Below are 25324 nucleotides of genomic sequence, written 5' to 3' on the forward strand. Positions count from 1 at the left end.
CGCCGCTCATCTCGCCCTCGCTAGTCCGGCCAGGGTGCTCCACTGACAAGCATGATCCGGCCGGGCGGGGAGCACCAACGCAGTGCCGCCCGCCGCGTCACGGGTGCGCGAGGACGAGGGCCACGACCGCGTCCCCGGCCCGCCAGGCCATCGCCCGGCGCGGTCCGCCGAGTGCGGGGGGCCGCAGCCCCAGGAGCGGGATCCGGCGCGGGGCTTCGCCGAAGACCCCGCTGCGGTCGGCCTTGACGGCGGCCTCCTTCAGCGCCCAGGCCCCGGCCAGGGCCTCGTCGTGGTCCGTGCCGATGAGGGAGAGCTCCCCCAGGGAGAAGGCGTGGCCGGCGACCCGGCGCACGGTGTCCGCGGAGGCCGTCTCGCACAGGTCCACGCCCACCGGCTCCGGTGCCAGCGCCGCGGCGGCGTGGCCGGGGGTGTGGCTGATGGAGACGTGCAGGGAGGGCAGCGGAAGCCCGCCGACCAGCAGGTGCGGGCTGCCGTCCTCCCGGGGGAGAACCTCCACCTCCCGCGCCGGCGCCCCGACGAGCTCCCCGGCCAGGCGCTTGGCGAGCAGCCGGCCGGCCATCCACTCGGACCGCCGCCAGGCCGGGAGGGCGTGGGCCACCCGCTGTTCGGCGGCCGAGAGGCACAGCGGCAGGTGGGTGAGGTCGGGGCGGCGGGCCACGAGGAGCCCGGCGCCGCCCCAGTGGTGGACGCTGCCCGGTACGAGCGGACGGAAGACGGTGTCCATGGCGGGCCCCCGGTCAGGCGGCGGCCGGAGCCGCGTCGGGGGCGTCGGGGGCGTCCGGTGCGCCGGCGCCGGCCGTGTCCGGCCGGCGCAGCTCCTGCGCCAGCGCGGTCACCGCCCGGTGGATCTGGTCGGGCGTGTGGTCGCGGGTGACGAAGAACCGCAGCCGGGCCAGCTCCTCCGGAACGGCCGGATGGAGGATGGGGTTGACGCTGATGCCCCGCCGGAACAGGGCCTGCGCCAGGCGCAGGGTCTTCAACGAGTCCCCGACGATGCACGGGACGACGGGCGTGTCGTGGCTCTCCCCGATGTCGACGCCCGCGTCGCGCGCAAGGCGGGCGAAGAGGGAGGCGTTCGCCGCGAGCCGGGCCACGCGCTGCGGCTCGGCCCGCAGCAGGCGCAGCGCGGCCAGGGCGGCGGCGGTGTCCGCCGGGGTCATGCCGGCGCTGTAGACGAACCCCGGAACGGTGTAGCGCAGGTAGTCGACCACCCGCCGGCTCCCCGCCACGTAGCCGCCGCAGCTGCCCAGCGCCTTGGACAGGGTGCCCGCCCAGAGGTCGACGTCCTCGCGGTCGACGCCGTGGTACTCGCCGATGCCGCCGCCCGCCGGGCCGATCGTGCCGACGCTGTGGGCCTCGTCGACCATCAGCAGGGCACCGTGCCGCCGCTTGACCGCGATGAGGGCGGGCAGGTCGGCGATGTCGCCATCCATGCTGTAGACGCCCTCGACGACCACGAGCACCCGCCGGTACCGGTGGCGGACCTGCCCGAGGAAGGCGTCCAGGGCGGCCGCGTCGTCGTGCGGGAACGGCCGCCGCGTGGCGCCGGAGAGGCGGCAGCCCTGGAGGATGCTGTCGTGGGCGAGGGCGTCGTGGACCACGAGGTCCCCGGGGCCGACGAGGTGCCCGATGGTCGTGACGTTCGTGGCGTGACCGTTGGCCAGGGTGAGGGAGGCCGCGCAGCCGAGCAGGCCGGCCAGTTCCGCCTCCAGTTCCAGGTGGAGGGGGCGGCTGCCGGAGAGCAGCCGGCTGGCGGACACGGAGGTGCCGAAGCGCTCCACGGCCTCCCGGGCGGCCGCCGTGACCCGCGGGTCCGTTGCCATGCCGAGGTAGTTGTAGCCGGAGAAGGAGAGGAGCTCCCGGCCCCCGACCACGGTGGTGTCGGTCATGCCGCCCTCGTGGACGAGGGAGTACGGGTTGGCCAGCCCCGTCCGGGCGAGCAGGGCGAAGCGCTCGTTGTGGCCGACGACCTCCGGGAAGCACTCGATCCGCGTGTGCTCCTCGGGCACCGGGCCGGGGTCCGGGGCCGGGGCCGCCTCGGCGGCCGGGCGTACGGGGGCGGGTGCCGGTACGGGGACCGTGTCCGCCTCGGGTACGGGGACCGGGGAGGCGTCCGCGACCAGCGCGGCGAGGCCGGCGACGGTCGGCCGGTCCGCGGCCGTCTCGTCGAACGCCCACTGCGGCCACTCCCCGGCGAGGGCGGTGAACAGGTCGGTCAGCATCAGCGAGTCGAAGCCGAGGTCGTCGACCAGCAGCTGGTCCCCGCGCAGGTGCTCGACGGGGAAGGCGCTGATCCGGGCCACGTGCGCGAGCACGGACGCGGTGGCCGCGTCGACCCCGCCGGCCGGTGCGGACGTTTCGGACGGGTCGACGGGCCGCGCCGGGGCAGGTACGGGCTCCGCCCGGACCGGTTCCGGGGCGGGGGCCGCGGGCGGGTCGGAGGGGGCCGCTGGTGCGGGACCGGCCGCGGCCGGGGCGTCCGGCGCCGGGGCGTCCCGGGTCGGGGCCGGGGTGTCCGGCGCGGGGGCCGGCGAGGGTGTCGCCGCAGGGGTGGCCGCCGCCCGCCCCGACGGAGCCCCGGGGGCCGGTGCGGGGTCGGCCGGAGCCGGGGCGGGGCCGGTCGCGGCCCGGGGCTCCGGGGCGGGGAGGGCGCCGGTGAGATGGGTCAGGAGGGCGACCTGCTGCCGGATCAGCCCGAGGAGCTCGTACGGGGTGTCGTCCGCCGGCCTCCCCCCGGCGGGAGCGGGCCGCGGCGGCGGGACGGAGGCCCCGGCGCGGCCGTCCTCGACGGGTGCTCCGGGCACCCAGTAGGACCGGGTGTCCAGACCGGCCGGGGGCAGGTCCAGCAGACGGCGGTCCTCGGCGGGGACCAGGCCCCGCGGGTCGACCGGGACGCCCAGGACCGCGAGCCGGGCCAGGGTGCGCACGAAGCCGCGCCCGTCGCCCCCCGCCGCCGCCTCATCGGCGGCGAGGACGTGGACGTCGTCGTGGTGGTAGAGCGTGCGGCGGACCGGGGTGAGCAGCGAGCCGCCGCCGTTCACCTGGAGGAAGACGCGGGCGCCCCGGTCGTAGGCGGTGCGGACGGCGTCGGTGAAGCGGACCGGCGCCGAGGCGTGCCGGGCCCACAGCCCGCGCAGAACGGCGGGGTCCGTGCAGGGCTCCCCGTCCACCGTCGACACGAACGTCAGGGCGGGAGCGCCGACCCGCAGCCCGGCGAGGGCCGTGCGCACCTCCTCCTCGGCCGGGGCCACCAGCGGGGAGTGGAAGGCCCCCGCCACCTCCAGTGCCGCCGTGACCACTCCGGCCCCGGCGCAGGCCCACCGCAGGGAGGTCAGGCCCTCCGCGGTGCCGCTGACCACGGTCTGCCGCTGCTCGTTGAAGCAGGCGAGCCACACGCCGTCGATGCCGTCGGCCAGCCGCCGGCAGGTCTCCTCGTCCGTCTGCACGGCGATCATCCCGCCCGGCGGACCGCTCTGCGCGGCCCGCCGCAGGGCCGCGCCCCGGGCCGCCAGCAGCCGTACGGTGTCCTCGCCGGTCAGGGCCCCGGCCGCGGCGGCCGCCGCGAACTCCCCGGCGCTGTGTCCCAGGGTGAGGTCGGGGGTCACGCCGCAGTCGGCGAGGAGGCGGGTGGCGGCGAGCTGGACGGTGCCCAGCACCGGCTGGCAGACGTCGGTGGCGGTGAGCCGCCGCGCGGCCTCCCCGGCCCCGCCGCGGGCGCCGGCTGGCCCGTACAGCAGGGCGGCCGCGTCGGGTCCGGCCACGGTGCCCAGGGCGTCGACGGCCGCGCGGAACCCGGCGTACCCCTCGTAGAGGCCCCGCATCATGCCGGGCCGCTGGCTGCCCTGGCCCGGGTAGAGGAGGGCGATCCGGCGCCGGGCCGCCGGCAGCGGGGCCCCGGCGGCGAAGGCGTCGTCGCCGAGGTCGCCGAGCGCGCCGTCCTCCAGCTGCCGGCGGGCCCGGCGCAGGCGCTCCGTGAACTCCTCCGTGTCGGCGGCCACGATCGCGAGCCGGGCCCTGAGCGGCTCCCGCGCGCCCAGGGTGTGGGCCAGCGCCCCGAGCGGGGGCCGGTCCGCAGGATCGAGCGCCTCCAGGGTGTCGAGCACGTCGCCGATGTGCCGGTCCAGCAGCCGCAGGCTGCCGGCCGACAGCAGGACGAGCTGGGGCGCCGGGTCCGCGGCCCGCACGGACGGGCGGACCGGAGCCGGCCCGGGCCGCTCCTCCAGCACCACGTGGACGTTGGTGCCGCCGAAGCCGAACGAGCTGACAGCGGCCCGGCGCGGGACCTCCCCGTCCGCCCACGGCAGGGCGGTTCCCGCGAAGCGCAGCCCGGTCGCGGCGACCCCCAGGTCCGGGTGCGCTGCGGTGCGCGGCTGCGGGACGATGGTGCGGTGGTGGACGACGAGGGCCGTCTTGATCAGGCCCGCGATGCCCGCCGCCGACAGGGAGTGCCCGATGAGGGCCTTGCCCGAACCGAGGTAGCACAGGCCGGGGTCGTCGTCCGGCCACTCGGTGCGCAGCCGCCGCAGAGCCTCGATCTCCGCCCGGTCCCCGGCGGCGGTGCCGGTGCCGTGCGCCTCCAGGAAGCCCACCGCGGACGGGGGGAGCCCCGCGTCCTCGTAGGCCCGGCGCATGGCGCGCAGCTGGCCCTCGGCGGTGGGGACGAGCGGCCCGGGGGAGGCCCCGTCGTTGGCGGAGCCGATGCCCCTGATCACGGCGTAGACCCGGTCCCCGGCGGCGAGCGCGTCGGCGAGAGGCCGCACGACGACCGTCCCGGCGCCCTCGCCGAGGACGAAGCCGTCGGCCTCCGCGTCGAACGGGCGGCACACCCCGGAGGCGGACAGCGCCCGCAGCCGGGAGAAGCCGACCAGGCTGTCGGGCGTGAGGTTGAGGTACACGCCGCCGACGACGGCGATCCGGCAGGTGCCCCGGTGCAGCTGGGCGATCGCCTGGTCGAGGGCGACCAGCGAGCCGGAGCAGGCCGCGTCGACGGCGAGACTGGGCCCGCCCAGGTCGAACTGCCGGCTCACCGTCCCGGACGCCATGTTGAGCAGGCTCCCGGGGAGGCTGAAGGGCTGCACCGCGCCGGACCGCCGCACCCGCCCCTCCCCGGCCGGGGAGGCGGCCCTCAGGGGCGCGGCCATCAGGTCCTTGTAGTCGGAGACCGAGATGCCGAAGAAAACCCCGGTGTTCTCCCGGTCGAAGTCGCCGCGCCCCATCCCCGCGTCGTCGAGGGCCTCGCGGGTGACGTCGAGCATCAGCCGGTGCTGCGGGTCCATGGCCCGGGCGCGTGCGGGGGGCACCCCGTAGTGGAGGGCGTCGAAGCGGTCCACCCCGTCCAGGAAGGCGACCTGGTCGGTGTACGCGGCGTGGGGGGCGGAGCGGTCGCCGGGCTCGTGGAAGTCCCGGTGGTCCCAGCGTTCCGCGGGGACGGTGGAGAACTGGCGTTCGCCGCTGATCAGGAGCTTCCAGTAGGCGCGGGCGTCCCGGGCGCCCGGGAATCGGCAGCCGAGTCCGGTGATGGCGATGTCGGTCATGACGGTCTTCCTTCGGTCTTCCGTGTCGTGGTCACGGGGCGGGGTGTGCGGGGGGCGGGGTCAGGGTGGGCCGCAGGGGCGCGGCCAGGAGCGCCCGGGTGGGGCACCGGCGGGCCGTCGGTGGCGGCCGCGGTGGGGGACGGGACGCCGGCCGCGCCGCGGTGACGGGCCAGGGCGCCCACCAGTTCCAGGTGCCCGCCAGCCGCATCAGGGCCGGTACGAGGACGCCCCGCACGAGGGTGGCGTCGAGGAGGACGCCGAGGCCGGCGCCGATCCCGAAGAACTGGAGGAGGGAGACCCGCGAGGTGCCGAAGCCGAGCAGGGTGAAGGCGAGCAGGGCGCCGGCGGTGGTGACGATGCCGCCGGTGCGGGCGATGCCCGAGACGATCGAGGCGGAGTTCCCCTCCCCGGCCTCGTGCGCCTCCTTGATGCGCGCGAGGACGAACACCTCGTAGTCCACCGAGAGTCCGAAGACGATGCAGAACAGCAGCACCGGCATCGTGGTGCTGAGCGGACCGGGGGTGAAGCCGAGCAGGCTCCGCAGATGGCCCGACTGGAAGACCCACACCATCGCGCCGAGGACGGCCGCGAGGCTCAGGGCGTTCAGTGCGATCGCCTTCAGCGGCAGGAGCAGGCTGCGCGTGAAGCCGAGCAGCAGGGCGAAGGTGGTGAGCGAGATCAGGTAGAGCGCGAGCGGGAGTCGGGCCTCCACCGTGGCCTTGGCGTCGACCAGGACCGCGCTCGGCCCGCCCACGAGGACGGAGGCGCCCGCCGGGGCCGGAGTGGCGCGGACGTCGTGCACGAGCCGCTGGGCGGCGCTCGAGCGGGGGTCGGACAGCGGCACCACGGAGAGCCGCTCCGGGCCCCCGCCGACGGCGACGGCCCCGCCGGACCCGGAGGCCGACCGGGACGCCGGCCCGGGAACGGGCCCGGAGGCGCCCCCGGGAGCCGGTTCCGGCAGGCCCTGCCGGAACCCGCCCCAGGGCCCCACCACCCGGGCCGCCTGCGGCAGCCGCGACAGCCTCAGCGCGTAGTCGGCACGCTCCGACGGGGACACCGCGCCCGTCAGCACCACCGTCAGCGCGCTCGCGCCCTGCGGGTCGAACCCGTCGCGCACCAGGTCGCCGGTCTGCCGGGCCGGCGAGCCCGCCGGCAGCGCCCGGTCGTCCGGAGTGGCGAAGCCCGCGTGCGCGAAGGGCGCGGCGAGCACCAGCAGCAGGCCGATCACCGGCAGCGCCGCCAGCAGCGGCCGGCGTACGACGACCCGCGCCAGCCCCTCCCACAGGCGCGAGCGCGAGCCGGAGCGCACCCGGCGGCGCCAGGGCACGGGCCAGGCGTTGACCCGCCCGCCGAGCAGCGTGAGCAGCGCCGGCAGCACCGTCACGGCACTGACGGCCGCGATCGCCACCACGGCTATGCCCGCGTACGCGAAGGAGCGCAGGAAGTACGGCGGGAAGACCAGCAGGGTCGCGAGCGCGGCCGCGACCGTCGCCGCACTGAAGCCGATGGTGTGCCCGGCCGTCCGCACCGTCCGCACGGCCGCCTCGCGCGGGGCGTGTCCGGCGGCCAGCTCCTCGCGGAACCGGGAGACGACCAGCAGCCCGTAGTCGATGCCCAGCCCCAGGCCGAGCGCCGTGGTGAGGTTCAGCGCGAACACGGACACGTCGGTGACCGCCCCCAGCAGGCCCAGTACGAGCAGCGTCCCCGCGATCGCCAGTACCCCGATCAGCAGGGGCAGGGCCGCGGCCACCACACTGCCGAACACCAGCACCAGCAGGACCAGCGTTCCCGGCAGGACGACGGCCTCGGCCCGCTTCAGGTCGGACTCCGAGACGTCCTGGAGCTCGGCGTCCACGAGGGCCGCACCGCCGACACGGACCGTCAGGGGTGATTTGGCCCCGCCGGGGCGGGTGCCCAGCTCCCCGGCCAGCCTCCGGGCGCGCTCCCCGAGCCGCTCCCCCTCACCGTCCAGGTGCGCCACCAGCATGGCCGCCCGGCCGTCCCGGCCGCGCAGCTCCGGCGCCCCCGCGGACCGGGACCAGTACGAGGACACGCCGCTCACATGGGGCTCGGCTGCGAGCCGCGCCGTCAGCGCCTCGCCGGCGCTGCGGGCCGCGGCGTCGTCGACGGAGCCGGAGGCGGCCCGCGCGACGAGGACCAGGTTCGGGGCGGCTCCCGCGTGCCCGGCCGCCACCCGGGCGGCACGGCTGGACTCGGAGTGCGGGTCGTCGTACCCCTGGCTCTTGAGCCCGACGGCCGCTCCCGCGCCGAACACGGCGGACAGGACGAGGAAGACCAGCGCGGCGAGGAGGACGAGTCGGGGACGGCGGGTCACGCGGTCCCCAGCACGACGGAACATGATGCCTCCGGTCCGGACGGTCGCTCCGGCACCCGCGGGTGCTCGGGGCGGTGGATTTCCACCGTGCCCGGGGGAGGAACGGGGCCGTAGCCCCGGCTGTTCGTTACTTGACAGGCCCGCGGAGGTAGGTCTCCAGCGCCGCGGCCCCCGCCAGCAGGGCCCGTCCGCGCGCCGACAGCCGGGCGCGCCAGTCGCCCAGCGCGGCCTCCAGCGGCTCCAGTCCGCCGGCCCCCCGCACCCGTTCGACCAGCGGCGCGATCTGCTCCAGCGGGTAGCCGCCCCGCCGGAGCTGGCGCGCGAGCCGGGCGTCCCGCACGGCGGCCCCGTCGTAGACGCGGTACCCGGTCAGCGGGTCGCGGCCGGGGCGCACCAGCCCCGCGGCCTCCCACGCGCGTAGCGTCGCGGGCCGGATCCCGAGCTCCCGGGCCAGCGGCCCGATGAACCGGCCGCCCGCCGCGTCCGCCCCACCCGCCCCGTCCGCCGTGGTGCCGCCCGCCGTGTCCGCCGCCGCGCCCGGTGCGGACGCCAGATCGCGTACGGCCCGCTCCACGGTCTCGAGGGTGCTGCGGTCCTCCAGCAGCCGGGCGTGGCTCTGGTCGATGAGGCGCAACGCCTCGTCGACCGCCTGCCGGTTCACCGCCCGCATCACCGCCGACGCCGTCGCGTGGCCGTGGCCGGGGACCAGCGCCAGGAACGCGGACAGGGCCAGGGCGTGCACCGGGGTGTAGGCGCGGTAGCCGGCGGGGGTGCGGGCGGCGGACGGGAGGACCCCGGCCTCCTCGTAGTTCCTGACGGCCTGGGTGGACAGACCGTGCGCCCGCGCCAGATCGACCGGCCTGAGCTTCCTGCCCGTTTGAAGGTTTTCTTCCACACCATCGAAAATAGCGCGGCCACGAGCGGAAAAAGTCTCCACCGAAGCTTCAACGATAGCGTTGAAGGCATGGCAAACGGCATCAAGGACACGACGTACCCCGTCGGGGCCGCCGCCCTCCTGCGGCGGCTCGGCACCCGACCCCGGCTGCTCGCCCTGGGCGAGCCCACCCACGGCGAGGACGCCCTCCTCGACCTGCGCAACGACCTCTTCCGGCAGCTCGTCGAAGAGGAGGGCTACCGGACGGTCGCGATCGAGAGCGACTGCCTGAAGGGCCTGGCCGTCGACGCGTACGTCACCGGGGGCACCGGCACCCTCGACGAGGTCATGGAACGCGGCTTCAGCCACGGGTTCGGGGCCTCCGCCGCCAACCGCGAGCTCGTGCGCCGGATGCGGGAGTACAACGAGGGCCGCCGCGCCCGCGACCAGGTCCGCTTCGCCGGGTTCGACGGCCCGCTGGAGATCACCGGCGCCGCGAGCCCGCGGGAGGCCCTCACCGCGCTTCACGGCTTCCTCGCGGCCTCGGTGGACCCCTCGCTGCTCCCCTGTACGGCCGGTGCGCTCGACCGCCTGCTCGGGTCCGACGACCGCTGGACCGACGAGGGCGTGATGGGGGACCCGGCGCTGTCCGTGGGGCGGTCGTCCGAGGCCCGGGAGCTGCGGCTGCTCGCCGACGACCTGGTGGAGCTGCTCGACGAACAGACCCCGCACCTGATCGCGGCCACCTCGCGGGACGACTGGGAGCGGGCCCGGCTGCACGGGCGCACCGCCACCGGCCTCCTGCGCTACCACCACGCCATGGCCGACGGGTCGCCGGCCCGGATGACCCGGCTGCTGGGCGCGCGCGGCCGGATGATGGCCGGCAACCTCCTGGCACTCGCCGACCGGGGCCCGGTCCTGGCCTTCGCGCACAACGCCCACCTCCAGCGGGAGAAGAGCACGATGAGGATGGGCGGCGCGCCGCTGGAGTGGTGGAGCGCCGGCGCGCTGGTGAGTGCCCGTCTCGGCGGGGAGTACGCCTTCGTGGCCACGGCCGTCGGCACGATCCGCGGGCACGGGGTGGACGTTCCGGCGCCGGACACCGTCGAGGGTCTCCTCTACGCGCTCCCCGGGGACCGCTGCCTGGTGGACGCCCGCCGGCTGGCCGCCGCCCTCGACGGTACGCCGGTCGCACCGCGCGTCTCGCCCTGGTTCGGCTACGCCCCGCTGGACCCGGCCCGTCTGGCCGGGATCGACGGGCTCGCGTTCGTCAGGGACCTCCCGCCGGAGGCGGGGCCGCGGCGGGAGGGCTGAAGGCCGGGCTAGTAGCCGTTCTGGTTCTGGTTGTTCTGGTTCTGCCGGTTGTTCTGGTTCTGGTCGTGCTGCTCGTTCTGGTTCTGGTCAGGGGCGGGCGGCTGGGTCGCAGGCGCCGGGGCCTGGGTCTGCGGGGCTTCCGTGGCGGGCGGAGGAGTGGGGGGTGCCTGGGTCGGCGCCGGTGCCTGCGTCGTGGGCTGTTCCGTCGCCGGCGGCCGGGTGGCCGGAGGCTGGGTGGTGGGCGGCTCGGTGGCCGAGGGCACCGGGGCGGGGGCGGTCGGGGTCGGCTTCAGGGCCGGGGTCTCGGTCGCCGGGGTCGGCGTCGGGGCCGGCGTCTCCTTGGTCCCGGTGGTCGGGGTGGGAGTGGCCGGGGTCTCGGTCGCCGGCGAGGGGCCCGTGGGCGTCGGCGTGGCCGTCGGCGGCTTCACGCCGGGCGTCTGCGTCGACGGGGGCTCGGTGGTCGGCGGCTTGGTCGACGGCGGCTTCGTGCCGGGGGACTGCGTGCCGGGGGACTGCGTGGTCGGCGGCCTGGTTCCCGGGGACTGGGTTCCGGGCGTCTGCGTTCCCGGCGTCCGCGTTCCGGGCGGGTACGTCGTCGGCGGGGGCGGCGGGGTCGTCGGCCAGTGCCGGGGCGGGGGAGGCGCCGGCTTGTCGTGGTGGACCTGGTCACCCGTGTACCGGTGGACCCACTGCTTCTGCTTCTGGTCGTAGAGGACGAAGACGTTGACCGGCCGGGGCGCGCGGTTGACGACCACGACGTTCTGCGGCTGGTACCCCGCCCAGCGGTGCCCCGTCTGCCGCGGTGTGCCCGGCTGCGGAACGACCCGGCTCAGCGGGTTCCCGCAGGCGCACCGCACCTTCGGCTCCCCGTACTTGTCCACCAGCACGGCCGTCCCGGCCTGGAGCACGGCCTGGTAGCTGGTGGCGACGCCGTCGCGGTAGCCGTGGTTGGTGACCCGGGTGTCCGAACGCAGCTGCACGGGAGTCAGCGACCGCAGGTAGCTCGGTACCGCGGACTCCTGCACCCCCACGACGGAGGCGAAGCTGCGGTTCTTGGCCGGGTCGGCCGACAGGTAGCGGATCTGCTTCTCCACGTCACAGGCCGCCGTGTTGCGGGTGCCGCCGTAGAGTCCGGGCTCCGAACCCGCCACGCTCGCGATGGCGTCCTTCCTGGCGGGAGCCGTACTGGGCGCCGCCGCCGGCATGGACGCGGTCGTGTTCGCCGTGGACGGGGTGTACGGGTCCACACCCGCGTCGTCCGTGGGCTGGAGGATGACCTCGCCGGCGCTCGCCGGCTGGCCGCCCGGGCGGCCCAGGACGACGGCCAGGACCACGGCGACGACCACGGCGGCGGTGATCGCCGCGATCCGCGGCACGGAACGCCACCAGGGGCCGTGGCCGCCCCCGCCGGAGGAGGGAGTCGGGCCGCCGCCCCCGCCCCCGCCCCCGCCGGAGCCGGACGGGGGACCCTCCGGGCCGGACGGAATCTCCCCGCCGGTCGTGGGCGGGGGCGGCTGGGGGCCCGCCTGGTCGCCGGATTGACGGCCGGACAGGGGGCCGGAAGGCGGACCGGTGGGACGCTCTGACAGCGGTTCGGAACTCACATTCCCCTCCCACCGGGCGGGTGCAGGAATCAGGAAAGGTGAAACCCGAATGATCTGCATGGTTTATGCAATTTCATCCGGTTTTCACACCGTTAGCGCCCATTGTGCCCTTCGGTCCCGTGGAGTCCGCAAGCCGAACGGCCTACACCCAGGACCCGGCCACCAGGGACCGCCGCGCCGCCGTCAGGTGCGTCGAGGCCGCCAGCCAGGCCCAGGCGTACCCGTCGGCCGAGGGGTCGGTGAGCCGGCCGAAGGCGTCCCGGGGCCGCCGCTGCGCCTCGGCCACCAGGTCGGCGGCCAGATCGGCCGCCGCCGTGAACCCGGCCCGGCGCAGCGGTGCGTACGCGCCCGCCGACTCGGGTGACCGCGCCGACTCCGCCACTGCTCGGCGCCCGCCCGCGACCCCCGCCTCCAGCAGCCGCCCCACCCGCCACAGGGGCGAGTCGGCGAGTAGGTCGGGACCCGGCTCGACGGAGCCGACCACGGGTGCGGGGGCGTCGGTGACGTGGCCGCCCTGGAGGCGGTCGTAGCCGAGGTCGGCCCGGTCCCGCCACTCGGACGGCAGCCGCAGTGTGTACGCCGCCCCCGGGACCGGCCCCACGGCGAGCGGCAGCAGCGTGGCCGTCCGGTCCGGGTCCGGACGGCCCACGACCCGCAGGGCCAGCCCCGGCCGGTCGGCCAGGCGGCGCAGGTTGGCGGTGTGCGCCAGCTCCGGGTGCGGGTGCGCCGGGCGCAGCCGCAGCAGCGGTGCGCCCGCCCGTACCGTGCCGTCGGGCGACAGCTCCCGTACCAGGAGGTGGTCGCCGGCCGCGCCCGCGACCTGCACGGCGCAGCCCAGCAGGCCCGGTTCGGCGTCCCGTGCGAGCAGTGCGGCCACGGCCTCGGCCGCCGGACGGGAGAACAGCGCGGCGAGCGGCTCGCCGTCCCAGGAGGCACCCGGGACCGGTGTGGCCCGGACCCCGCGTCCGGAACCGAGCCGCCCGTCGGCGGAGACCGTCGCCCCGGCGATGCGCAGGCCCCCGCGCGCGAGCCCGGCATGGTCGAGGGCGCCCCCGCCCAGGGCCACGGAGGCGGACCCCGCCCCCTTGGCGCGGGCGAGCCCGCCGGGGCGGACGTCCGACAGCGTGTAGGGGAGGCCGTCCGCGCCGAGGAGGTGGGTGACCACGCCCCCGTAGCCGGTCGCGGTCAGCACGGGCTCCCGGCACAGGCCGTGGACCCTCAGGGAGCCCCCCGACGCGTAGCCGCGGCGGCCGCTCCCCGTCACCCCGGGGCCGCCCCTACCAGCCGCCAGCAGGGCGGCGGTGCGCAGCAGCGTCTCGAAGGCCGCGGCCAGGTCGGCCAGCCGCTGCCCGGCCGCGCGCTCGCGCGCGGCCCGCAGCCCCCGCACCACCCGCAGGGCACCGGCCTCGGCGGCGGGCAGCCCGGCGACCCGTGCGGTGTGCGCGGCCCGCAGCAGCTCGGCCTGCACCACGGCACCCCCGGCGGCGACTCCGGCGGCCAGTGCCTCGGCCCCGACGGCCCACAGCGCGGCCCCGGCCCGTACCTGGGCGGCCGTGGGTGCCACGGAGCCCCCGGCCGCGCCGCCGGCGGGCCCCGCGACACCGCCACCGGATCCGGCCGGGCCACCGGATCCGGCCGCGGCGGTCCCCTCGGCGGTGACCGGCGCTCCCGGCCCGCCGGTCACACCGCCCCGGCCGGGACCCGCTCCGGGCGCGGTTCCCCGCCCGGGACCCCGCCCGGAGGCCGGCGTGCCGGGCTGCTCGGCGGGGTCTGCCGGTGAGGCGTCCTCCGGCCCGGCACCCGACGGGGCGTGCGGACCGGTACCGGCGGCCCGGCCCGGCTCTTCTCCGTCCCCCTCGCCCTCGCCCGCACCGGGCCAGGGCAGCGGGTCCGCCACCGGGGCCGCCGTCAGGACCGCCGCGCGGTGCAGGCAGCGCGGGGACAGCAGGCAGGTGCAGGCGGCCTGGGCGGCTTCCGCGACCGCCCCCGAGGCACCCGGCCGCAGCGTCACCACCGCGTCCTCGCCGAACCGGACGGTGACGCTCCCGTCCGCACCGGCCTGCGCGCGCTCCCCGCAGCCCTCCACGGCGGTGTCGAGCTTCTTGCGCAGCCGGGCGGTCAGGGTCTCGACGGCCTCCGCCGTCACCTCGGCGGCGACGGGCGGCAACAGCGGGCCGGTCATCAGGTCTCCCCACGGAGTCGGTCGCCCACCCAGTGGGCGAGGGCGAGAGGGCTGAGCGCGGCCACCGGCATCCCGGCCGCGACGAGCTGCCGCGCCACCGGGACGGAGTACCGGGGCGCGCCGGAATCGTCGAGCGCGGCGCAGCCCAGCAGGTGGGCGCCGGACGAGGCCAGTGCGCGGACCTCCCCGAGCAGGCCGCCGACCGGGCCGCCCTCCTCGAAGTCGCTGACCACGACGACCAGGGTGCGGCTCGGCACCGTGATCAGGGTCCGGGCGTGCGCGAGGCCCGCCGCGATGTGCGTACCGCCGCCGACCCGGACCTCCAGCAGCAGCGAGAGCGGGTCGGCGACGCGGCCGGTGAGGTCCACGACCTGGGTGGAGAAGGCCAGGAAGTGCGTGGACAGGGTCGGCACCCCGCCCAGCACGGCCGCCGTCAGCGCGGACCAGATCACCGACGCCTCCATGGAGCCGGAGACGTCCACCACGAGGATCAGCCGCCAGTCCGCCTCGCGGGACGCGCGGGTGCGGAACACCGGGCGCTCCGGGACCACCACCACCCGCCCGTCGCTGTGGCGGCGGGTGTGCGCCAGGTTGGCCCGCAGGGTGCGCGCCAGGTCGAGCCGGCCGCCGGGGCGGCGGGTCGGGCGCGGGGTGGACAGGCCGGACAGGGCCGGGCGCATCCGGTTGGCCAGCTGCGCCGTCAGTTCGTCGACCAGCCGTTTGACCAGCGGCCGCAGCCGGGCGAGCTGCTGCTCGGGCATGCCGCCGGCCAGCGAGAGCACGGAGCTCAGCAGGTCCACGGAGGGCCGCACGGACGCCGGGTCGAGCTGGGCCAGTACGTCGGTACGGCCCGCCCCCGCAGCGTCCGCGAGCACCTCCTCCCGGACGTCGGAGCCGAACAGCGACTCCAGCTCCTGCGACCACTCCCGGGCCGTCGGGAAGGACGCCCCGTCGCCGCCGCCGGAACCGGACCGGCCCACGTCGCCCGAGCCCTCGCCGCGCCCCGCGCCGTACAGCTCGTCGAGGGCGCGGGCGTAGCGGAGCGCCCCGGCCGGCAGCCGGTCGCGCCGGCGGCCCAGCAGCAGCCGCCACCGGTCGGCGGCGGCCAGACGCGGCGCGTCGTCCGGCTCGGCCCGCACCGCCTCGACGGCGGCCTGCCGCTGCGGTTGCGCGGGCACCGTGGCTCCGGCGGCCGCGCCCGTGAGCTGGTGCGGCGGGTCCGTGGACGGGCCGGCTCCGGCCGCCGACGGCGTCTGCCGCACCCGGCCGGCGGACGCCGCCGCGTCGGCGGCCGGCTCCGTCGTGCGCGCGGGCAACGGGAGTTCCTTGAGCGCGCCCAGGCCGGCCGCGTCGGCGGCGGCCCAGAGGGCGAGCAGGGCGGGCGGGGCGTCGAGCGTGAGGTCGAGCCGGTCGCCGAGCCGCTCGGTCACCGTGTCCAGCAGCCGGTCCCGCGCCGCCGGGGAGAGCGCCTCGAGCCCGGCGCGCAGTGCCGGCAGCCGCTCCAGGAACGCCGCGTCGGGCAGGCCGTCCACCCGGTCCAGCAGCGGGGTCAGCGCGGCGGGAGAGGTCTCCAGCAGCGGTCCGGCGGCGGTGAGCAGCCCGGTGAGGCGGCGGGCCAGCGCCCGCCGGCCGTCGGCCGTGGCGGCCCCGTCCACCCAGGCGGCCGCGCGGGCACCGATCCCGGCCGCCTCGTCGAGGTCCAGCAGCACCCGTACGGCCAGGGCCGCACCGCGCATCAACGGGCTCCCGTCCGCGGCCAGTTCCGCCAGGGCGGTGTCCATCCGCAGCCCCAGCCGACGGGCGGCGGCCCGGTCGGCGAGGGCCACCAGGGCGGCCGCGTCGGCGGGGTCGTCGCTCCCGGCGAGGCCGGGCAGCGAACGGACCGCTGTGTCCAGCAGATCACCGCCCAGGGCCTCGGCGACCGCCCGTGAGGCGGCGGAGGTACCGGGCAGGTGGCCGCGCCGCAGCCCCTCCAACAGGTCGACGGCCTCCAGGAGTTCCGCCACCCCGGCGGTCTGCGGCAGTACGGCGGCCGCCTCCTCCAGTCGTACGTCGACCAGTTCGGGCAGGTCGCAGCGCGCGGCGGCGGCGAGCCCGGCCAGAACCTGCGCCGCCGTCGGGCCGCCCTCGGCGGCCTGGCGGCGTGCGAGGTCGCGCAGCGTTCCCGCGGCCGCCTGGGCGGCGGTGACGCCGCGGACCCCCGCCAGGTCCAGGCGGGCCGGGACCGAAGGGGTCCAGGACAGCCGCCACTTGCTCCCCAGGGCGGTGCCGTCGCCGGTACCGGCCACGTCCACGGGCTCACCGTACGAGGCCCCGCACACCAGCAGGCGCCGGAGCAGCACCTCGCGGCGCCCGTCGAGCTCGGAGCGCAGCGGGTCGAGGCGTACCTCGCGCGGGGCCGGGTCCTGCGGGGACGGAAGCCGCAGCGACGCCAGCTCCGCCTCCACGGACGGACCGAGCCCGGAACGCGGGGCGTGCGGGGTGGTCCGGCCGCGGGCCGCGCCGACGAACACGGCCTCCAGGGCGCGGGCCAGCGCCCGCCCCCGGCCCAGGGGTTCGCCCTGCCCGAGCACCGTGGTGACGGCCTCCAGCAGCTCTCCCCGGCCGGGTGCGGGCAGCCCGCGCAGCGCGGCCAGGTCGCAGGCGAGCCGCAGGGTCTCGGCGGCCTCGCCGGTCCCGGCGGTGTGCCCGTCCCGGCGCAGCTCCCGGCACAGCCGCGTGACGGCGGCCGAGGCCGCCTCCCGCAGCCGCTCCGGATCCCCGCCCGCCTCGAAGACGGCCTGCTGCCACAGCGGATCCCGGATCCCGGCGGGATACCCGGAGCGGGAGTCGAGCAGATCGTGGGAGTACGCGACGAACGAGGTCACGACCCCCTCCCCGGCTTCCTCGCCGACGGCCCGGGCCGGGGGCCCGCCGCAGGCCGGTGATCCGGCCCCGGTCCGCCCCCCGGACCCGCCGGCGACAGCGGCGGTCCCGGCCCCGGCCTCGGCCTCGGCTTCGGAGGTGGCAGCGTCCTGGGTGCCGGTCCGGCCCTCGGACCCGTCGGCGACGGCGGTGGTCCGGGTCCCGGCTTCGGCTTCGGAGGTGGCAGCGTCCTGGGTGCCGTTCCTGCCCCCGGGCCCGCCGTCGCCGGGGGCGGTGCCGGCCCCGGCTTCGGCTTCGGCGCCGGCCACGGCACCCCCGCCAGGCCCCGGAACCCGGGTGCCCGTGAGGAGGGCCGGCGCGTGGAAGGCGCCGATCACGGCCGCCACCCGGCGGCCGCCCTCGGCCGCCGCCGTGAGGACGCGGCGCATGTGGGCCTCCCGCGCCAGGTCCGTCGCCGGGACGGTGCCGACGTCCGTGCGCAGGGCCCAGCCGACGCCCAGGGCGGCGCGGCGGACGGCCTCCGGGGAGCAGCCCGGAGCCAGGACCTCCACGGCCCGGTCCCACAGGTCGTCCCCGTCCCGCCCGGTGCCGGACGCGGCGAGCGCGTCCGCATAGGACCGCCGCCCGACGGCGTGCCCGGGCGCGGCACCGTCCCGGCCGGCCGGCGCGTCCGCCGGGGCGTGCCCCGGCCGGGGCGTGTCGGCGGCTCCGGAGACGTCGGAGCCCGGCCCATCGCCAGGTTCCGCCCCGAGCCCGGAGGCCGCCTCGGCGGGTTCGCGGGTGTGGTCCGGAGCGGTTCCGGCGGCGTCGGCGGCGTCGGCGGGTCCGCCGGTACGGTCCGCAGCGGCTCCAGCGGCTCCAGCGGCTCCAGCGGCTCCAGCGGCTCCAGCGGCTCCAGCGGCTCCAGCGGCCCCGGCGGTGTGGTCCGCAGCGGGTCCGGCGGCTTCGCCCAGCCGGTCGGCAGGCTCTGCCCCGGGCCACGCCGCAGCCGCAGCCGTCCCGTCGGTGCCGTCAGGGCCGGTCCCGGACGGGCCGGTGCGGGACCAGCCCGTGTCCGTGAGCGGGAGGTCGCAGCAGCGCACCTCCACACCGCGCTCGCGCGCCCAGCGGAGCGCCGCGAGTTCCGGGGAGAAGTCAGCGAACGGGTAGAAGGCCAGCCGGCCCTCGTGCCCCAGCCCCGCCAGGGCCACCGGGGCGACCGTCTCCGGGTCGGCCAGGTGGGTCAGCCACGGCTGGAAGTCGGCCGGCAGCTCCACGCAGACCACCTCCGGGTCCGCGGCGTCCAGCAGCGCCGGCACCACCGCGGCCAGCGCGGGACTGTGGTGCCGTACGCCCAGCAGGTACGGCGTGCGCGAGGCGGCCAGGGCCTCCACGGCCTCCCGCGGGCCGGCGGCGGGCGTCAACGCAGGCTCCCGCGCAGGTCCCAGAGCCGGCGCCACATCGCCGAGCCGTCCTCGGCCCGGCGGCGCACCGGGCCGTCCCAGTAGCCCAGCAGCCGCCCGTGGTCGGCCGGGTCGTCCTTGCGGACCACGCCCAGCAGATGGCCCGGCAGCAGGTCCAGCACGTCACCGCCCGGCAGGTACGCGGCCGCGACCCCCAGCGAGGCCGCCACCTGCACGGCCTCCGCCGTGGACATGACCGTACCGGGCCGCTCCACGTCCCAGCCCTCCGCGCTGCGCCCTGAGCGCAGGTCGCGGAAGACGGTGACGAGCGCGTCGAGCACGCTGTCGTCCACCCCGAAGGCCGCCCCGGCCCGCTCCACGGCGGCGACGGCCTGCCGGCGGATCAGCGCGGCCTCCGCGTCCGGGTCCGCGATCGGACCGACGGTCTCGAAGTTGAAGCGCCGCTTGAGCGCCGCCGACATCTCCGAGACGCCCCGGTCGCGCAGGTTGGCGGTGGCGATCACCGTGAAACCGGGGGCCGCCGAGACCACCGAGTCCTCGGTCGCCGTCAGCTCCGGCACGCTCACCCGCCGGTCGGACAGGATCGACACCAGCGCGTCCTGCACCTCGGGCAGGCAGCGCGTGATCTCCTCGACCCGCACCACCCGCCCGGTGCGCATCGCCGCGAGCACGGGGGAGTCGACCAGGGCCTGCCGGGTCGGGCCCTGGGCCAGGAGCAGCGCGTAGTTCCAGCCGTACCGGAAGGCGTCCTCCGTGGTGCCCGCCGTGCCCTGCACGGTGAGCGCGCCGGTGCCGCACACGGCGGCGGACAGCAGCTCGGACAGCATCGACTTGGCGGTGCCCGGCTCGCCCGTGAGCAGCAGCCCGCGTTCCCCGGCCAGGGTCACCACGCAGCGCTCCACCAGGGCGCGTTCGCCGACGAACTTCGGCGCGATCACCAGCTTGGACGGCAGTCCGGCGCGCCGCTTGGGCAGGGCCAGCTCCTCGCCGCCGCTGCCGCACACGAAGGTCACCACCGCGCGCGGGGTGAGCACCCACCCCGGCGGGCGGGGACCGGTGTCCTGGGCGGCGAGGAAGGCCAGTTCGGCGGCGTACCGCTCCTCGGCGGGCACGACCTGCCGTGCGGGGGCGGACGGTTCGGTGACGGTCATCGGGAAGTCCTCGTGTTCCGGAGAGCCGTACGGAAGGAAGAGAGCCGTACGGAAAGAAGAAGGGGGGCGGACGGCGGCGGGCGCGGCCTCGCGGCACGCGCCCCCGCCGGGCCGGGTCACGGCGGGCGGCTCAGCGCCGCCGGCCCGCGGTGCGCTTGACCTTGAGCTCCTCGAAGCGCGGTACGTCGCCCTCGCGGACCCGCGCCCACGCACGGCGGTACAGGTCTGCCGCCGGTTCGCCGGGCACCAGCACGCCCAGCACAGGGCCGCCGCCCGGCGCCAGGGCGTACATCGGCAGCTTCCACTGCTCGACGGGCAGCGCGGGCGACCCCGGCTCGGCCCAGGGGCCGGGCAGGAACAGGGAGCGTCCGGCCCGGGTGCGGGTGGCCGACACCACCAGGTCGGTGGCGGCCAGCTCCGCCCGGGCGGCCTTCAGCCGGGCCGGCTTCCAGCCCGTCCAGCGGGCCGTGTTGCGGTCGGTCGGGTCGGGCATGGCGAGCAGCGCCAGGTACAGGACGGCCGCGTCCGGGCCGAGCCCGTACTCCGCGGACACCTCCGCCACCAGCTCCGGCACACTGCGACCCGGGTCCTGCGGCCACCAGGTGCCCTCCTCGTCCACCTCGCCCGCCACCGGGGCCCCCGGGTCGGCGAGCAGCGCGGCGAACACCGGGTCGTGGGCCAGGCGCAGCGCCGTCTCGGCCGCGGAGGGCCGCTGCTCGGTGCCGCGCAGCAGCGGCAGGTACGGGTCGGACCCGGTCGAGTCCAGCAGTGCGGTGCGCAGCGCGGGGAGGGGGCGGCCGTCGTGCGTGGCCAGCACCACCGCGCCGTACCGCTCGTACCCCTCGGCGGTCTCGGTCGGGGTGCCGGCGGCCTTCCGGAAGGCGGCCCGGTCGACGTAGTGCCCGATGCCGAGCAGCAGTTCCGGCGAGGCCAGCCGCTGCCGTACGGCGGTCAGCGCCGGGGGCAGGCAGGACCGTACGGGGTGCCCGGCGGGCAGCCGGTGCGCGAGCCAGGCCGCGAAGCCCACCGCCCCCGTGAGCACGGCGGTGTCGAACGGCCGCCCGCCCGGGACCACCGGCTCCGCGCGGTCCCCCTTGACCGCCCAGGCTGTGTCGTGGGACAGCACCGGGGAGGCCGCCGCGTCCAGCAGCGCGGGCAGCGCACGGTGCGCCCCCCAGGCCCCGCGGACCTCCTTGGCGGCGTCGGCGAGCAGCCACTCGGGCACCGGCGTACGGCGGCCCGCGCGCAGGTTCCACACCCGCGCGGCGGCCTCCGCGTCCGGGCCGTCCGTCCACAGCCGCGCCGGGTCGGCCGGCAGCAGCGCCGCGACCAGCTCGCGCCGCACCTCCGGTGAGAGGTCCCGCAGGTCGTTGCGGGCGTGCGCGGCCTCGGTGGCCTTGACGCCGAGGACCTGGCGCAGGTCTGCGGGCAGGAACCCGCTCTCGTGCGACTCCAGGTGCGGCAGACCCGCCAGCACCAGGCGGGCCACGGCCGCCGACACCCCGGTCAGCCGGCCGAACTCCTCGGCCGCCTCCGGGAACCAGGGCGCCGGGCCGCGCTCGGCGGCCTCCTTCAGGAACGCCGCCAGCCAGCCGGCCCCGCGCCCGCGGTCGCCGACGGTCACCGCCTCCCGGGCGCCGGTGTACGGGGCGGGCACCGCGAAGGCACCCGACGGGTCGTGGAGCAGCGCGTCGAACTCCCGGCCCCGCTCGTACTCCCGGACCTGCTCGTTCAGCGCGAGCACCGCCCCGCCGCCGAGTGGCACCACCGCGCGGTGGCGGCCGCCGCGGCCCCGCTCCCGGCCGTCGGCGCCCAGCAGACGGCCCGTGTCGATCCGTACCGACAGGCGCCGCCAGCGGGCGGCGGAGGTCTCGGCCGAAGCCAGGCCCAGGGCGTCCACCTCGGACAGCGCCCGGCACAGGACGGCCCGTTGTTCCTCGGTGGTGCCGGTGACGACCGCGCGGTAGGCGACCGAGGCGGGCGTCTCCAGGAACAGCGCCGCCCAGGGGAACGAGGACTGGGCCAGCTTCGGCACGTCCACGTGCAGGCGTCCGGGCACCGCTTCGGCGGAGGTGTCGGCGACGGCCGCCCCGAGGCGCCGCAGGAAGGCGAAGGTGGCGTCGGCCTCACCGCCGTAGGAGTGGTAGGAGGGGGCGCCCGTCAGCCCGTGCAGGGCGCCGGCCAGCAGCTGGTCGGAGGGCCCCCGGTCCACGGCCTGCTCGGGCCGGGCCGTCCGGCGGGCGGTCAGGGACTCGGCCACCCGGGCCAGGGCCTTGCGCTGGACCAGCGCGGCGCGGACCGTGTCGACGACCCCGGCGATCAGCACGGGCGCACCGACCGCGGGCAGGGCCGCGCGGACCAGCGCGGGCAGCTCCTCGCGCTTCTGCGCCTCGGCGGCCGCCTTCAGGAGCGTTCCGGCGGTCTCGGCGTCCAGTGCGCGCAGGGCCGCCGAGCCCTCGGGGTCGCGGGGGCGCAGGCAGTACCAGTAGGCGAGGGGCGGGAGTTCCGCGTCGCCGGCCGCGTGCGGGCCACCGTGGTGGTGGGAGGTGGTCCGGGCGGTGACGGCCCCCTCGGGGTCGCTGAGGGAGAGCGTCCGCCAGTCGCTGGTCAGGGCGCGGGGCCGCTCGTCGCCGGGCAGGCGGACCGCCGCGCGCGGCTGGGCGCCGCCCTCGGGGACGGTGACCCGGGCGCCGGAGGTGTCGGAGCCGTACCAGCCCCGGCCCGGCACGCGCACGGCGCGCCAGCCCAGCAGCCCGTCCGCGGGGGCGCCCAGCACCGAGCCCTCGACGGTGGGCGCGGGCCGCAGCCAGTTCTGGCCCACGTTGTCGGGCAGGGTGCTGCCGTCCGGGTGGCCGTGCAGGGCGTCGGCGAGGAAGCCGGGCATCGAACGCCGTCCCGTCGCCCCGGTCGCCGGGTCGTACTCGGCCCAGCCCGGGCCGCCGGAGCCGGCGTCGGTGTCCCACGCCCAGTAGGAGGTCCCGTCGCAGATGACGGCCCGCTCGGCCGGGACCAGGCTGTCGCCGCGGCGCAGAACGCCGTGTCCGGTGGTGCGGCCGCCGCCGGGCAGCGGCAGGGAGGCGTGCCCGGAGCGGATCGACCAGTAGGTGGCCGAGGAGTCCAGGGTGAGGACGTCGTCGGGGGCGCTCAGCCAGTAGCCCTCGACGGGGCCGTTGTAGGTGGCCCAGAAGACGAGCAGGTCCCCGTCGGTGTAGTGGAAGCCGATCTGCCGGTTGTGGCCGGCGGGGGTCCGCAGGTCGTGTGTGAGCACGGTGGAGTCGGCGTCGATGACCCGTACCTGCGTGGAGTTGGCGACGATGATGTACGGCCAGGCGTCCATCACGGTCAGGTGGCCGCGGCCCCGGCCGGGCGTCAGTTCGCGGACGGCGCTCTCCCAGGCGGGCCAGACCAGTTCCTCGAACAGGCCGCCGCGCAGGGTGCGGGCGAGGACCTCGTTCAGATCGGCGGCGGCCGCCCGCGCCACCTCCTCGGGCGCCAGTGCCAGGGCCTCGGAGGGGAGCCAGGTCAGCCTGCGGATCGCCTCGGGCAGGTCGGGCAGGGCCGAGGCCGTGGACTCGGCGGCCACCGTGCGGACCCAGTCGGCGACCAGGGGGCTGCTGCCGGTGGTGACGGCGAGCCGCCGTACGGCCTCCCGGCTCCCCGACATGTGGCTGTTGAACCGGTCCAGGGTGCGCAGGAAGGCCGGGCGCAGCCGCTCGTCCGCGCACAGGGCCCGCAGGTCGCGCGGCTCCTCGCAGCGGCTCCACTCCTCCAGGCCCAGGACGGTGTTGCTCTCCTTCCCGGGGGCGGCCACCGGCAGGTCCAGGGAGAGCAGCAGGTCGAGCAGGTTCACGTCCTGGAGGCCCAGGCGGAGCCCCTGTTCGCGGCCCGGCAGGGCGAGTTCGGCGCGCAGCCGGTCGGCGCAGCGGGCGACGAGCGCGAGCAGGGCCGGCGCGGCGGGCGGGGTGCCCCAGCCGGCGTACCGGGCGGTGTGGAACCGCTCCAGCCAGCCGGCGGTGCCGTCGGGGGAGCGTTCGGTCTCGGGCAGGCCGCCGTCGGCCAGTCCGGCGGTGGCGCCGGACTCCTCCAGGACCTCCAGCCACAGTCCGGCCAGTTCGCCGGCCGCGCCGGTGCCGCCGGGCACCATGCCGAGCAGGGTGCCCCGTACGGACGGGACCCGCCGGGCGAGGGCGATGAGCGCGGCGCGGTGGGACTTCCACCAGCCGGCCGCCGCCCGCAGGGTGGCGGGCAGCGGCAGCAGTTCGGCCAGGTACTCCTGCTCGGGCAGGCCGCCGCCCAGCCCGGCCGCGCGGGCCAGGCGGCGCAGCTCGGTCGTGGCCTGCGCGGACGGCGGGAGTCCGCCCGCGGTGCGGCGCACGCACAGGCGGCGGAAGCGGGTGAAGGCCTCGGCGGGGGAGACGCGCTGGGCGAGTTCCCTGCCGTAGCCGGTGAGCACCTTCACCGGCAGGGCGCCGGCCAGGGCGAACTCCAGGAAGACGGCGTCGAGGCGGTCCTCGTCGACGGCGAGGCCGTAGCGGGCCTCGGCGGCGCGGGCCCGGCCGAACAGCTGGGCGGCGTAGGTGGTGTTCTCGACGGCGAGGAAGACCCGGGCGGCCTGTTCGAGGAAGACGGGCAGGAAGTGCGGGAGGGAGGCGGCGAGCCGCTCGGCCAGCTCCGTGCAGGCGTCGAGGGCGGCCTTGGGCTTGGTCTTCGCCTGCCGGGCCAGCCGGTCCAGCTCCGGGACCAGGGCGAGGGCGTGGTGGCCGTCCTCGGGGTGGTGCACGAGCACCCACTCGGGGAAGCCGAGGGCCTGGCGGCGGCCGAGGCCGACGACGGCGGGCTCGGCGTCCGGCACCAGGCCCAGGAAGCCGGCCGCGAGGTCCTCGGCGGCCCCCAGTTCGGCCGCGGCGAGCCGGACGACGACCCGCCCGTCCCCGAGGGCCGGGTGACGGTACGTCCGCGCGGTCAGCGGGACGGCCCCGGGGCCGGCGTCGGCGGTGCCGGCGGGCAGGACCGCGCCGGCGGAGAGCAGTTCCGCGTTCGCCGTCCGAGCGGCGGTGCCGCCGTCGGTGTCCGTACCGGCCCGGGCCGTGGTGGTTCCGGTGCTCATGCGTTCCCGCCCTCCTCGATCTTGCGCCCGGCGTACAGCGCCGCGGCCATCCGCATTCCCTCGGACCAGGCCACCGGTCCGACCTCGCCGAGCCGTACGGCCCGGCCCTCCTCGTCGTGCCAGCTCAGGGCGCCGGTCTCCGACTCGTCCTCCCAGTAGGGCTCGCCGATCCACACGGCCGCCTCCACCGTCCGGCCGCCGTCGCGGACCCGGGAGGTGGCGTAGCCGCCGGAGACCCGGTAGCCGAGGCCGGTGGCGCGGGCCGCGAGGCTGAAGCGGGAGGGGAACTTCCCGCCCGCGTAGTCCCGTACCTCGGTGGCGGCGGCCTTGACGTCCTCGGGCCTGGTCCAGGTCGCCCGGTGGATCTGCTCCACGCGCTGGGTGATGTCCAGCTCGGCCGCGAACTCCCGTACGTCGTCCAGGTCGGGCAGCAGCACGGGGTGCGGCAGGGTCACGGTGCGGGGGGAGAGGCGTACGGTCTCGCCGTCGAGGTTGACCACCTTGAGCTCGCCCGCGTCGGTTGCGTCGCGCAGGAAGCCCACCTCGTCGGGGTCGCCGTCGCCCACGACGGCCAGGTCGCGCAGGGCGGTCTGCCAGGCCTCGTCGCGCCAGACCCGGGCGAGGAGCGCGGTGGGGACCGGCAGCGAGGAGACCATCCAGGCGTCCACCTGGGCCACGCAGGCCGCCTCGTGCCGGTCGAGCCACTCGGCGAGCCGGCGCAGCCGGTCGACCTCGGGATGGTCGCGCAGCGCCTTCGGGACCGTCTTCAACTGCCGTCCCGCGGGCCGCCGTACCGCGACCCGCCCCTCCACGAGGGAGACCTCGTACCCCTCGTCCAACGCCAGCCACGCCATCAGCAGTGCCCCTCCGCCTGTCCGAAAACCGTCTTGCGCAGCCCGAAGGAAGGCTTCAACACCTGCTGGGCTGCGGTATG

At 77.5% G+C, this 25324-nt stretch carries 10 protein-coding genes and 1 pseudogene; 1 reads left to right on the forward strand and 10 read right to left on the reverse strand.

Annotated features, from left to right (window positions below):
* Positions 1–97: 97 nt before the first annotated feature.
* From ACFY15_RS19035 to ACFY15_RS19050, 4 genes are all read right to left on the reverse strand, one after another.
* On the reverse strand, positions 98–745 hold the full coding sequence (locus ACFY15_RS19035) for a 4'-phosphopantetheinyl transferase family protein (protein ID WP_390686451.1): 648 nt from the start codon (positions 743–745) through the stop codon (positions 98–100).
* Positions 746–758: 13 nt separating this feature from the next.
* Positions 759–5555 (reverse strand): type I polyketide synthase, encoded by a 4797-nt coding sequence (locus ACFY15_RS19040; RefSeq protein ID WP_390825805.1) that lies wholly within the window; start codon positions 5553–5555, stop codon positions 759–761.
* Positions 5556–5586: 31 nt separating this feature from the next.
* Positions 5587–7890, reverse strand: a complete 2304-nt coding sequence (locus ACFY15_RS19045; RefSeq protein WP_390686449.1) for an MMPL family transporter — start codon at positions 7888–7890, stop codon at positions 5587–5589.
* 127 nt (positions 7891–8017) lie between these two features.
* Complete coding sequence (locus tag ACFY15_RS19050; RefSeq protein WP_390686448.1) at positions 8018–8785, reverse strand: MerR family DNA-binding transcriptional regulator; 768 nt, start codon at positions 8783–8785, stop codon at positions 8018–8020.
* 69 nt (positions 8786–8854) lie between these two features.
* Here ACFY15_RS19050 and ACFY15_RS19055 point away from each other — a divergent pair, with 69 nt between their 5' ends.
* Positions 8855–10078, forward strand: a complete 1224-nt coding sequence (locus ACFY15_RS19055; RefSeq protein ID WP_390686447.1) for an erythromycin esterase family protein — start codon at positions 8855–8857, stop codon at positions 10076–10078.
* Between the two features lie 344 nt (positions 10079–10422).
* On the opposite strand, the pseudogene ACFY15_RS19060 reads toward ACFY15_RS19055, so the two are convergent.
* From ACFY15_RS19060 to ACFY15_RS19085, 6 genes and pseudogenes are all read right to left on the reverse strand, one after another.
* A pseudogene (locus tag ACFY15_RS19060) lies at positions 10423–11682 on the reverse strand (DUF6777 domain-containing protein); the annotation flags it as partial.
* A 142-nt stretch (positions 11683–11824) separates the two neighbouring features.
* A complete protein-coding gene (locus ACFY15_RS19065) occupies positions 11825–13864 on the reverse strand; it encodes a hypothetical protein (protein ID WP_390686446.1) in 2040 nt (679 codons plus the stop codon).
* On the reverse strand, positions 13864–18132 hold the full coding sequence (locus ACFY15_RS19070) for a DUF5682 family protein (protein WP_390825807.1): 4269 nt from the start codon (positions 18130–18132) through the stop codon (positions 13864–13866). The genes ACFY15_RS19065 and ACFY15_RS19070 overlap by 1 nt, the downstream gene beginning before the upstream one ends.
* The gene (locus ACFY15_RS19075; RefSeq protein ID WP_390686444.1) at positions 18129–19283 is read right to left on the reverse strand and encodes an AAA family ATPase; all 1155 of its coding nucleotides are present in this window, start codon (positions 19281–19283) and stop codon (positions 18129–18131) included. Before ACFY15_RS19075 ends, ACFY15_RS19070 begins: the two co-directional genes overlap by 4 nt.
* 130 nt (positions 19284–19413) lie before the next feature.
* Positions 19414–24390 (reverse strand): DNA-binding protein, encoded by a 4977-nt coding sequence (locus ACFY15_RS19080; protein ID WP_390686443.1) that lies wholly within the window; start codon positions 24388–24390, stop codon positions 19414–19416.
* A complete protein-coding gene (locus tag ACFY15_RS19085; RefSeq protein WP_390686442.1) occupies positions 24387–25244 on the reverse strand; it encodes a DUF4132 domain-containing protein in 858 nt (285 codons plus the stop codon). The genes ACFY15_RS19080 and ACFY15_RS19085 overlap by 4 nt, the downstream gene beginning before the upstream one ends.
* Between the last annotated feature and the right edge of the window lie 80 nt (positions 25245–25324).

It is taken from the genome of Streptomyces sp. NPDC001373 (genome assembly GCF_042895815.1).
In the GTDB taxonomy this organism is placed as follows: domain Bacteria; phylum Actinomycetota; class Actinomycetes; order Streptomycetales; family Streptomycetaceae; genus Streptomyces.

Excerpts from the sequence above, each read along its gene's own strand:
- ACFY15_RS19040 (WP_390825805.1), bottom strand. The coding sequence starts at position 5,555 with ATGACCGACATCGCCATCACCGGACTCGGCTGCCGATTCCCGGGCGCC.
- ACFY15_RS19075 (WP_390686444.1), bottom strand. The coding sequence starts at position 19,283 with ATGACCGTCACCGAACCGTCCGCCCCCGCACGGCAGGTCGTGCCCGCC.
- ACFY15_RS19035 (WP_390686451.1), bottom strand. The coding sequence starts at position 745 with ATGGACACCGTCTTCCGTCCGCTCGTACCGGGCAGCGTCCACCACTGG.
- ACFY15_RS19055 (WP_390686447.1), top strand. The coding sequence starts at position 8,855 with ATGGCAAACGGCATCAAGGACACGACGTACCCCGTCGGGGCCGCCGCC.
- ACFY15_RS19065 (WP_390686446.1), bottom strand. The coding sequence starts at position 13,864 with ATGACCGGCCCGCTGTTGCCGCCCGTCGCCGCCGAGGTGACGGCGGAG.
- ACFY15_RS19080 (WP_390686443.1), bottom strand. The coding sequence starts at position 24,390 with ATGAGCACCGGAACCACCACGGCCCGGGCCGGTACGGACACCGACGGC.
- ACFY15_RS19085 (WP_390686442.1), bottom strand. The coding sequence starts at position 25,244 with ATGGCGTGGCTGGCGTTGGACGAGGGGTACGAGGTCTCCCTCGTGGAG.